The organism is Mesorhizobium escarrei, from assembly GCF_935825525.1.
GTDB lineage: Bacteria > Pseudomonadota > Alphaproteobacteria > Rhizobiales > Rhizobiaceae > Mesorhizobium > Mesorhizobium escarrei.
Genome location: NZ_CAKXZT010000138.1, coordinates 68,980 through 79,494 on the forward strand (window position 1 = coordinate 68,980; position 10,515 = coordinate 79,494).

Below are 10,515 nucleotides of genomic sequence, written 5' to 3' on the forward strand. Positions count from 1 at the left end.
CCCGTAAACGAATGGTTACCGCCGGCAAAAAACTTTAGGATTTTGTTTCCCATAGTTCTGGTAAAGTCGGTGGAAGCGGGTCGAAGCCTGCGTTTGCCAGGCGGATTGGACGATATGTGCAGGTGTGCGTTTCCAGGAGTACCGAATCATGAAGTCACGTGAAAACCTCGTTCGGCTGAAGCAATTTCAGGTGAACGAGAAGCGGCGGCAATTGCTGCAACTCGACATGATGATCGCCGAATTCGAGCGCATGGCTGTCGAACTGGAACTCCAGATCACTGCCGAAGAAAAGAAAGCCGGCATCACCGACATCAACCATTTTGCCTATCCAACCTTCGCCAAGGCAGCGCGCCTGCGCCGCGACAATCTCAGGAATTCGCAAAGTGACCTCGCCCAGCAGCGTAGTGTTGCCGAATCACTGCTCGGCGAAGCCGAAGCGGAGCTTTCCAAAGCAGAAATGCTCGAATCACGCGACACCAAGATCCGCGACGGCGAGACCGGCGGCCGCAGCGCCATGATCGGCTGAAAACAAGGCTTCAAGGCCAGTCAACACGCAGCGAACAGGGCGTTGCTCATCTGGAACGTCGCAGCTCATTGGTCGAGCTGCTGCCAGTTTCAGGCCTGCGCTACCAGATCCCGTATATGTTCCGCGACCTTATCTGATTGAGCAGCGGTCCTGACCATCTTGCAAGCGTCGCGCCGCCCCTCATCTGGCTGCCGCCCTCTTCTCCCCGTGAACGGGGAGAAGGACGCCGTCATCAATGATTTCGCCAATCTCCAGCGTCGCAGAAAGAGCGCCAAGGCTGCGGCCAGCTTCTTTCTTCCCGTTTACGGGGGGAAATGCCCGGCAGGGCAATGAGGGACGGCGCCGGACGATCGAAACAAGTCACCCCGACCAAGCGGTGCTTGCGCACCACGCGCCATGCTGGCGCACACGCAAAAAGGGCGCGGATTGTCGCGCCTTTTGAGTTCCTCGAACCACCTTAATGCCGATATTGCTGGATGCGCGTGGTGCGCAGGCCGGCAAGGCCATATTCGTCGATCGACGCCTGCCAGGACAGGAATTCCTCGGTGGTCAGCTTGTAGCGCTGGCATGCCTCTTCGAGGCTCAAAAGCCCACCGCGCACCGCCGCCACCACTTCGGCCTTGCGCCGGATAACCCAGCGACGTGTGTTCGTCGGCGGCAGATCGGCAATCGTAAGGGGGCTGCCGTCAGGCCCGATAACATATTTGACGCGCGGTCTAACAAGATCGGTCATCGTACTCTCTACTAAAAACTCAAAGACCCAATCCCCACCACATTACCGCCACAGCTTTAAAAATTGCCTAAGCGAACGCTAATAGCTAGGTAAGGATCATGAACGCCGCGTTAGTCTTTTCGTCGGCATTTGAGGCATCTGCCCGCAAGCGCCGAATCCATTCTAAAAAAATCTGCCGGTTCGCGAAGCTGGCGCACCCGGAAAGGTTGACCTATATTCCGGCCATCGGCATTCAAGCGCCGTCATCCAGGCGCCGTGCAGAACGAAAGAACCATGAACAGCCTCGACCTTCCCGGACGCCCCGAAGATACCCGCATCGTTGTTGCCATGTCGGGCGGCGTCGATTCGTCGGTCGTTGCCGGTCTTTTGAAGCATGAAGGCTATGATGTCGTCGGGGTCACGCTGCAGCTCTATGACCATGGCGCGGCAACGCACCGGGCCGGCTCGTGCTGCGCCGGCCAGGACATCGACGATGCCCGCCGCGTCTCCGAGACGCTCGGCATTCCGCATTATGTACTCAACTACGAGGAGCGCTTCCGCAAGGCGGTGATCGACCCCTTTGCCGAGAGCTATGTGGCCGGCGAAACGCCGATCCCTTGCGTTTCCTGCAACCAAACGGTGAAATTCGCCGACCTCCTGGCGACCGCCAAGGAACTCGGCGCAGAGGCGCTGGCCACCGGCCATTACATCCGCTCCGGCGCCAACGGCGCCCATCGCGCATTGTACCGGCCGGTCGACGCGGACCGCGACCAGAGCTATTTCCTGTTCGCCACCACACAGGCGCAGATCGACTATTTGCGCTTTCCGCTTGGCGGCCTGTCGAAGCCGCAGGTTCGCGCCATCGCCGAGGAAATGGGGCTGACGGTCGCCGCCAAGCAGGACAGCCAGGACATCTGCTTCGTGCCGCAGGGTAAGTACTCTGATATCATCGCTAAGCTGAAGCCGACTGCCGCCAATCCGGGCGACATCGTCCATATCGACGGCCGCGTGCTCGGCCGCCATGAAGGCATTTTGCGCTACACAATCGGTCAGCGCCGCGGCATCGGCATTGCCTCGGGCGAGCCGCTCTACGTCGTCCATCTCGACGCCGACCGGGCCCGCGTCGTCGTTGGCCCGCGCGAGGCGCTGGAAACGCACAAGATCTATTTGCGCGACATGAACTGGCTGGGCGACGCTGCGCTGTCAGATTTCCCGGCCGCCGGGCTGGAGCTTTTCGCCAAGGTCCGCTCGACACGCCCGCCACGCCCGGCCGTGCTGCATCACAACGCCGGCATCACTTCGGTGGAACTGGTCGACGGCGAGTCCGGTATCGCGCCCGGCCAGGCCTGCGTGCTCTATTCCGACGACGGCAACGAGGCCCGCGTTTTCGGCGGCGGCTTCATCGAGCGTTCCGAACGCGGCGCCGAGGCCGAGGCGATGCTGACGCGGCTGGCTGCCCGGCCGGCGCAGATTCCCGCCGAATAGACGATAATCCCGATTCCGTCGGGATGGATCAGGCTCCGATACAGCCGCACTTTCTCTCAGGAAGACGATCCGGCTCTCAGGAAGACGATCCGGTGTGGGCAACCGTGCCAGCGGTCAGGATACGCAGCACCCTGATGGCTTCCTCGCCGCTGGTACGCGGTTCTGCCCGCGTCTCGATGCACTGGACGAAATGCTCGAGCTCTCGCGTCAGCGGCATGCCCTCGCCCACTACCACATAGGATGGCTCGTTGGTGGTAAAGGCCCATTGGCCGCTGTCTTGCCATACCGCGTGGCGGTAGACGGCGAGCTTGCGCTCCCACGGCTCGACATCGTCGAACACCGCCATCGCCTTGGTGCCGACCACGGTCAGCCGCCGTTCGCGGTAAGGATTGAGCCGCGACGCGAAGAGATGGCTGCGCAGACCGTTGGGAAAGCGCATGTGCAGATGCGCAAAATCGCTGAGATTGTCGAGGAGTGCTGCCCCTTCGCCACGCACCTCGATCGGTTCCGTGCCGGTGATGGCCAGGATCATCGACAGATCGTGCGGCGCCAGATCCCACAGCGCATCGTTCTCGGTGTGGAATTTGCCGAGCCCGAGCCGGTGCGAATGGATATAGCGGACCTCGCCGAGCTCGCCATTGTCGATCAGCGCCTTCAACGTCTCGAAGGCGGGATGGAAGCGCAGCACATGTCCGACCATGAAGACGCGGCCATTGTCGGCCGCCGCCTTCACCGATCGCTCGGCATCGGCCACCGTCAGCGCGATCGGCTTCTCCACCAGCACGTCCTTGCCGCCCTGGACGGCGCGCACCGCCATATCGGCGTGGAACTGCGGCGGCAGCGCCATCACGATGGCGTCGATGTCGCTGCGCATAAACAGCGCCTCCGGCTCGATCGCCAGGCAATCCTGCTCACTGGCGAAACCTTCGGCGCGGGCAGGGTTGACGTCCGAGACCGCGTGCAGCGCGCCGAGCGCCTTGAGGGTGCGGATGTGGTTGCTGCCCCAGTATCCGCAACCGAGGACTGCAATGCGCGGTTTCATCATTCCAACTCTAGAATTTCGTGGCCGAGACATAGCGGCGCGCCCCGCCGAACTCAACCCGGCATTTCTGTACCCAATTATCTGCCCGGCAAAGCTTTTCGGCCATCAGAGCGACGTGCGTCCGCCTGGACACACAAAGTACGTCGCAAGACCGTGAAGCTTGGCGATGCGACAGGATGCGATGGCGCCAGACCGGCTGCATCGATACCGGCTGCATCGATGCTTGACAGGCTTGGCGTCCCAACCTTATATCCGCCCGACCTTGGCGAACGCTTCGACATGCCTGCCGATTTAAGGCGGATTTCGGGCCTTTCGCCGCCCTGGCGGGGTAGCTCAGTTGGTTAGAGCACGGGAATCATAATCCTGGGGTCGGGGGTTCAAGTCCCTCTCCCGCTACCAGTCCTCTCACAAACGCGAATTCAGCCCATTTGGGGCGTTCTCGCTTGTGCGAAAAATCCCAATAGTTTCACATATTTAGTGAACATAGGCCACTTTTGATCCGTTTTGACGGGTCAAGTTGAATGAGAGTCATTTGCTTGTGTTGGTATCGATTGTTGGTAGTGTCGAAAATCTCGATACCAACAACCCTGACACAAGGGACACACATCATGCCATTGACCGATTCAGCGTGCCGGGCTGCCAAAGCGGAAGACAGCGCCAAGAAACTGTCGGACGGTGGCGGGCTCTATTTGTATCTCCCGCCATCTGGCTCCAAGGCATGGCGCATGAACTATCGCTTCGCCGGCAAGCAAAAGACCCTGTCATTTGGCCCCTACCCTCGCGTGACACTGGCTGACGCACGGGCGCTACGCGAGAATGCCAAACGCGCACTGGCCGATGGCGTCGACCCTGCAGTGATCAAAGGCAAGACCGCCACGGGCGCGCATGACAGCTTCGAAGCCATTGCCCGCGAGTGGCACGGGGCGCAGGAGTCATCGTGGGTCCCTGCCCACGCCGAGCGGGTGCTGAGTCGCTTGGTTCGGGACGTGTTTCCCGATCTTGGCGAGCGTTCAGTGCCGAGCATCACCGCGCCGGAAATCCTCGAAGTTTTGCGCAAGGTCGAAGCGCGCGGGGCGTTGGATGTAACGAAGCGGCTTCGCCAGTCTATCGGGGCAGTCTTCCGCTATGCCATCGCCACGAGTCGCGCTGTACACGATCCCGTCGCCGATCTTCGCGGCGCACTCAAAGCAACTCCTAAGCCCGTTCATATGGCCTCCCTGAAGGCGAATGAGATCGGCGACTTTCTCGGCAGGCTCAGCACATATGACGGGGAGCGGCAAACCGCGCTTTCGATTGAATTTATCATGCATACGGCAGTCCGAACCAATGAACTGCGGTTCGGGCGATGGCCAGAGATCGACGGCGATCTGTGGCGCATTCCGGCCGAACGAATGAAGGCCGGCCGCGATCACCTCGTGCCGCTGACGAAACAGAGCAAGCGGCTTTTGGGGGAACTGAAAAAGATTGCCGGTGACTCGGAATGGATCGTGCCAGGCGCGCGCGGTGGCAAGCCCTTAAGTGCGAACACAATGATTTTCGCCTGTTATCGAATGGGCATGCACGGGCGACTCACGATTCACGGGCTGCGCTCATCTTTCAGCACGATAGCCAATGAGTCAGGTCTCTGGAGCGCAGACGCAATTGAATGGGCGCTGGCCCATTCGAGCGGCAACAAGGTCAGAAGCTCTTACAATCATGCCGCGTACTTGGACGAACGGCGCCGGCTCATGGCTTGGTGGTCCGATTATCTGACAGCCAAAGATCCCAACGATCTTTCCGCCCTTTTGGAGTGACCGAACGCGGCGGAGCCACGCAAGCACTTTCACAAAAAATGTTAAATAAATCAAACACTTGCAGCAGATAGGCACTGCAAGTATGATAGCGTTTGTATACTCAGAAAGGAAAACCCGCCTCGGCGCCAACCGGGCGGCCCTGAAATCCTCGAAAGGACCGACTTTGCACCTCGACAATAGCAAAAGCGCGCTTGTCATGCAAGCGCCTCTACAATCTTATCTCATTGATCGCTCTGTTTTTTCTGGCTGGGCCGCATCATGACAAATGCTCCCACGGTCGACAGCGTCCTTGGTTCCGCCCGCCCACTGATCGAGGCCGGCGCATCCCTTCATTGGCTGGTGCCCTTCGAGAAACGGCCGATCGCAAACGACTGGTCGAATGCACCCCTGCAAACGGAGGCATTGCTTCGCGCGAGCTACCGAAACAACGCCAACATCGGCATCCGGCTCGGTGAGCCGTCGAAGACCGAGGGCGGCTACCTTCATGTGTTCGACCTGGACATCCGTAAGCCGGAACTCGCCGCCGAGGCGTGGGCCGTGGTCGAATCGCTGTGGCCTGGCGCGCGATCGCTGCCATCGGTCATCAGCGGCTCGGGCGGCGACAGTCGGCATCTGTATTTCCTCACCGACAAGCCCCTGCGCAAGAAAACCCTCGCTCAGTCGAAGGGATTCGAGAAAATTTGGGACGAACGGCAGCAGAGACACGTCGTCAAGCGTGACTGGATGATCGACCTGTTCGGCACAGGCGTCCAAGTCGTGCTGCCACCGTCCATCCACCCCGACACCAAGCTTCCCTATAGGTGGGAACGTCATCTCGATCTCGACATGATCGGGTTCGGCATCGGCCCAATCATTCCGGGTGAGACGGTCGAGAAGTGGGGCGTGCAAAGCTCTGTCGTCGAAGCCAGCGACGAGGAAGACGATCTTTTCGACCTGGTGCGATCAGAACCGATGGACCTGGATGACGCGCAGATCGCCGACATCCTTAAGAACATTCCGAACGACGGTGCCGGCGCCCACTATGACGACTATGTGCAGGTCGGCATGGCGCTGCACCACCAGTTCCGGGGCTCAAACGAGGGTTTCGAGCGCTGGTGCGAATGGGCGAAACAGTCCGAGAAGTTCGAGGCGAAAAACGCTGCTGTAAGGTGGCGCTCGTTTAGCCAAGATTCGAAGAACCCTGTCCGCATGGCGACGCTGATGCAGATCGCCAGTAACAACAAGCTCAAGGCAGAATTCGATTTTGACGACGGCTTCAACCTGCCGGCCGTGGTCGACAAGAGCGATCTCTCCGATTTACTCGGCGCGAGTGATTCCAACGATCTCTCCGATTTGGTCGGCGGCGCTCCCAAACCAACCGCGAAAGCGGCCGAAAAGGACGACTACGACCCCGATTGGGTCCAGAGATTGGACCGCAACGAAGAAGGCGCCCTGAAAAGCACCCTTCCGAATGTAAATCTGATTGTTGAGTGCGATCCTCGCACGCGCGGCACAGTCGCCTATAGCGAGTTCAAACGAACTGTAGTCCTGCGTGGAACCGGCCGAAAGGCAACGAAGAAGCGCGATTCCTCACACGAACCGGTGAACCTTGAAGGCAAGCTTTGGCAGATCAATGATCCGCTAAACGGCGATCCTTGGAGTGGCCACCACGACAACGCCATCCGTCATCTGCTTGAAAGCAAGACGCAATTGAAGGGTTATGGACTCAAGGTGACTACCCGCGACCTTGAAGCTGGCGTCAACATGGCCGCCATAAAACGATCCTTCCATCCGGTCAAAGAACTACTCGAATCGGAGACCTGGGACGGCAAATGCCGGGCCGAGACCCTATTCATCGACTACCTTGGCTGCGACGATACCCCGTACTATCGCCAGGCTGCTCTCATGACCCTAGTTGGCGCGGTCGCCCGCATCTATCGACCCGGCCACAAGTTCGACTTCGTGCCGATCCTCGAAGGCGTGCAGGGCAAGGGTAAATCCACCTTCATCGAAATCCTCGGCTTGCATTGGTATATGGAACTCACAGGCGACATCAGCGAGCCGGCCAAGATGATCGAGGCCATGCAGGGCTCTTGGATACTGGAAATCGGCGAGCTTTCGGCCATGCAGCGCTCGGAAGTGAACGACCTGAAGGCCTTTGTGAGCCGCACGCAGGACAAGGCTCGTCTGGCATGGGACCGGCGCGTTCAGGACTATCCCCGGCAGTGCATTTTCATCGGCTCCACCAACGACCGCGAGTACCTGCGCGACCAGACGGGCGGTCGACGCTTCTGGCCGATTCAATGCAAGCTCGAAGGGCAGATCGACAATCCCCGGCTGCGCCGTGAAATCTTGCAGGTGTGGGCAGAGGCGCTTCACATCTTCCGGCGCATGGAAGCCGAGCATAATGGCGCCCCTCTCCCGCTCTACCTCACCGACGAGGCCGCCAAAGCCGCCGTCGTGATGCAGGAAAGCCGTCGCATTGAGAGCGCCGAGGAAGTGCTGGCTGGCCAGATCACATCCTTCCTTGACCAGCCTATCGGCACCGACGATCGCTTCGACGACCTGGACCCCGACGCCCCCAAAACCTACCGCAACGAGACCTGCATCCGCCAGCTTTGGGAAGAAATGCTCGGTCGCGACGGCGCTGTTCCGCATACCGAGACGGTCAAGATCGGCCGCGCCATGCTGCTCGTCGGCTGGCCGCGCTCTGCCGGCGTCGTGCAGGGCCGAGAAATCACCAAAAAGTGGGGCAATTGCCGCGTCTACACGAGACCCCAAACAGCAAAGGAGACACCATGATGACATTCAATGAGTTCATCACATCGAGACGAGTCGTTGACAATCCCTATGGCGACTTCATCAAGCAGGCTCAGGGCGACCAGTGCTTTCCTGCGATCGAAAATTGGGAGCAAATCGTTGAATATATCCGCGATCGACGGCTTAGGCGGGGAGCGACCGCTGCCGCGCTTACGGTTTGGCGGCACTACCTATCGAAGACAAGATTGAACTGAATCTATCTTCACATTTAAATCCAACTGATCCCGCTTCGGCGGGTTTCTTTTTGCCCGCTGCGATGTAGGCGATGATCGAACCTACCGCATTTTCTCAGCACTCCATCATACAGTCTATACAGGAAATACAGGCTATTCAGTTGATTCCCTGATCTCTGACGTCGACCCCCTCCCGTCCATGTGTGTGGCCTGCGGCCTGTCTCTACCTCTTACTTTATTTCTCTCTCTATAGATCAACTGTATAGACTGTATAGACTGTATAATGATAGCAATTTCAAGGGGTTAGAGCATACAGTCTCCCCAAAGCCCAACTGTATAGACTGTCGATGTCGTTTCTCTGCCAGAATTTTAACCAAAATCAGGTTAAGGTAGGAATATTGGCCTCGGAGCTTCCGATTTACATGAGGATGTCTCACATTTCAGGCGGATCATGAGGAATACTCACGTTCGATCTCGTTTCTCTGCGCAGAATTTCAAATTCCGCGTGAATCGCGCTCGGGGCCTCCCTCCCGGCATCAGCGCCGCCAAGAAGGACCCAGAGCCACTACATCCTGTAATAGCCATAGTCGAATTCGGCTCGAAGTCAGTTGAACCTGACGCCGGAGGCGACCAGTACCTGGGGATAGCCTGCTTTGCGCCCAGGAGCAGTCCTTCGATTTTGTCATTTAACGGCTGCTTAGCCGAATTTGAGACAGCGAAATTACCTAGCGCGCCTTCGACCTCGGCCTAAGGTCGTCGTCCCGGGCGATTCAGCGCCGCGATGAGCAGCCCCAAAAGCTACCTGAACCAGTTGAGCAGCAGCGAGAAGTTGTAGCCGGTTGCGGCTAGGATGGCGTTGACGGCATCGCCTTGCTCGCATGCGAGATAATTGCGGCCCATTCGGTAATCGGCCTTGATGTGGCCGATCACCGGCTCGATCGCCGAGCGGCGGCTCATCTGGCGCTTGATGGCCGGTGTGACGCGGCGCTTTTGCGAAACCAATAGAGGCAGCGCAGGCAGCAGATAGTGCGGCTGCTTGCCGGATATGGCACTGAATACCAGGCAATTCCCCCATGCACCAGACGGCCAGAAACTGAAGCGTTCGGAAATCCCGCTGACTTACATCGTTCCGGTCGCGAAGACGTGCCCAAGGTCGTGCGGCCCATAGACCGGGAGAGAGCCCCCATGGCAGCAGCACCACCGGCAGCAGAAGCAGAGAGAAATAGAACGGACGCACATGAACACCGCGGGCTGATCCTGAAACGCGGCCGGCGAACTGCTCCCACACCAGGCCGTAGGCGAAGTCGCTGCCGGTGCTGTAGAGCGTCCTCTCTTTCCGCATGTGGCCGCATCAACTTCTTCACGATGGCTGCGAGTGCTGATGTCAACGGCTCCTTCGGCGTCATGATGATGATCATTGCCGTGCCGACGGATTGGCGAATGTGGGGCCGCTTTGGACCGAGAGCCGACCTTCGTCTTTATACCTCGACCGCGTAGGGCCCGACGGGACGGCGTTCCAGCTGAGAGGTTATTCGATTTCAGTTGCAACGCGGACCGGCGCAGGTGCCGAAGTCCAGTTTAAACTCTGATGGATCGATTAGCGATGTGGGCCGAGCCGTAGAGGCTGATCGGCAGCTAGGCCAACGGCACCAAAGCGTAGGTCTTGTCGCCGTTGTTGTGCACGTGACCGACACGCAATCCTTGTCAGATTGCACCAATTGGCCGGATCATCGGCTTCGCGGCTTCGACGGTGATGCGGCAGGAGAAAATCTGCAGGTGAGTTGGTCGGACCTGGAAAGCCGGACCCGGATCATCCTCACGAGCTGACTGCCCGGAGCCCTGCTCTGCGACAACAATGTCGCGCCATCTGCCGATGTTCCCGAGGTCTCTCCAAAGCCGACATTCGCTGTACATTTGCCTCGCATGAGGCTGGCAAGCTGTATGCGGACTCGTCGCGTGATCACACCAAAAGTATGAGGCTTCTA

At 59.0% G+C, this 10,515-nt stretch carries 7 protein-coding genes, 1 tRNA gene and 1 pseudogene; 6 read left to right on the forward strand and 3 right to left on the reverse strand.

Annotation, left to right across the window (positions count from 1 at the left end; all coding sequences use genetic code 11):
* The first annotated feature begins 148 nt into the window (after positions 1 to 148).
* Entirely contained in the window at positions 149 to 526 is a 378-nt protein-coding gene (locus tag NMG80_RS21870; RefSeq protein WP_254020038.1) for a flagellar export protein FliJ, read from the forward strand.
* Positions 527 to 983: 457 nt separating this feature from the next.
* On the opposite strand, the gene sciP is transcribed toward NMG80_RS21870, so the two are convergent.
* The gene (sciP, locus tag NMG80_RS21875; protein WP_006203587.1) at positions 984 to 1,259 is read right to left on the reverse strand and encodes a CtrA inhibitor SciP; all 276 of its coding nucleotides are present in this window, start codon (positions 1,257 to 1,259) and stop codon (positions 984 to 986) included.
* A 273-nt stretch (positions 1,260 to 1,532) separates the two neighbouring features.
* Here sciP and mnmA point away from each other — a divergent pair, with 273 nt between their 5' ends.
* A complete protein-coding gene (mnmA, locus tag NMG80_RS21880) occupies positions 1,533 to 2,723 on the forward strand; it encodes a tRNA 2-thiouridine(34) synthase MnmA (protein WP_254020039.1) in 1,191 nt (396 codons plus the stop codon).
* A 76-nt stretch (positions 2,724 to 2,799) separates the two neighbouring features.
* Here mnmA and NMG80_RS21885 read toward each other — a convergent pair whose 3' ends face one another.
* Positions 2,800 to 3,765: a Gfo/Idh/MocA family protein gene (locus NMG80_RS21885; RefSeq protein WP_254020040.1), complete on the reverse strand. Its 966-nt coding sequence runs from the start codon at positions 3,763 to 3,765 to the stop codon at positions 2,800 to 2,802.
* A gap of 322 nt (positions 3,766 to 4,087) precedes the next feature.
* On the opposite strand from NMG80_RS21885, the gene NMG80_RS21890 reads away from it, so the two are divergent.
* The 4 genes from NMG80_RS21890 to NMG80_RS38165 all read left to right on the forward strand — a co-directional run bounded on the left by NMG80_RS21890 (position 4,088) and on the right by NMG80_RS38165 (position 8,551).
* Positions 4,088 to 4,164, forward strand: a tRNA-Met gene (locus NMG80_RS21890).
* A gap of 209 nt (positions 4,165 to 4,373) precedes the next feature.
* On the forward strand, positions 4,374 to 5,558 hold the full coding sequence (locus NMG80_RS21895; protein WP_254020041.1) for a tyrosine-type recombinase/integrase: 1,185 nt from the start codon (positions 4,374 to 4,376) through the stop codon (positions 5,556 to 5,558).
* A 258-nt stretch (positions 5,559 to 5,816) separates the two neighbouring features.
* On the forward strand, positions 5,817 to 8,339 hold the full coding sequence (locus NMG80_RS21900; protein WP_254020042.1) for a VapE domain-containing protein: 2,523 nt from the start codon (positions 5,817 to 5,819) through the stop codon (positions 8,337 to 8,339).
* Positions 8,339 to 8,551, forward strand: coding sequence for a YozE family protein (locus NMG80_RS38165; protein WP_367185986.1), 213 nt, complete (start codon positions 8,339 to 8,341; stop codon positions 8,549 to 8,551). The genes NMG80_RS21900 and NMG80_RS38165 overlap by 1 nt, the downstream gene beginning before the upstream one ends.
* Positions 8,552 to 9,328: 777 nt before the next feature.
* Here NMG80_RS38165 and NMG80_RS21905 read toward each other — a convergent pair.
* Positions 9,329 to 9,523, reverse strand: a pseudogene (locus tag NMG80_RS21905) (IS5/IS1182 family transposase); the annotation flags it as partial.
* Positions 9,524 to 10,515 lie beyond the last annotated feature (992 nt).